We start from the raw sequence: 597 nt of genomic DNA, 5'->3' as shown, positions 1-597 counted from the left end.
GAGACAATCAACATTCAAAGACAGCTGGCCGGCGCGGGCCAACATTACTGGAAGACTATCACCTGATCGAGAAGATCGCCCATTTCGATCGTGAGCGGATTCCTGAGCGCGTGGTACATGCACGCGGAGCCGGAGCGCATGGTGTGTTCGTGGTAGAGAATGATATGAAGCCGTACACAAGAGCGGCGTTCCTGCAAGAGATTGGGAAGGAGACGCCGGTGCTCGTGCGGTTCTCTACCGTTATTCATGGAACGGGCTCGCCTGAGACGGCTCGCGACCCACGCGGCTTCGCGGTGAAATTCTATACGGAGGAAGGCAATTACGATATCGTTGGGAATCATCTGCCCGTCTTCTTCATCCGCGACGCTCTTAAATTTCCGGATATGGTGCATTCCTTGAAGCCATCGCCTGAGAGCAACATTCAGGAGCCTGGGCGCTATTGGGACTTTATGACGTTAAGTCCTGAGTCGACGCATATGATGACTTGGTTGTTCTCTGACCATGGCACGCCAGCCAACTATCGCGAACTTGACGGTTTTGGCGTACATGCCTTTAAATGGGTGAACACAGAGGGCAAGGTAACCTATGTCAAATACA

The 597-nt window shown here is 52.9% G+C and carries 1 protein-coding gene; it reads left to right on the top strand.

The window, feature by feature from the left end; genetic code table 11:
- On the top strand, positions 1-597 hold a 597-nt coding region (locus tag ACFRAK_RS28125), incomplete at both ends, for a catalase (protein WP_394573057.1).

It is taken from the genome of Peribacillus sp. NPDC056705 (assembly GCF_043656335.1).
This window is presented reverse-complemented; position numbering and strand designations above follow the sequence as displayed.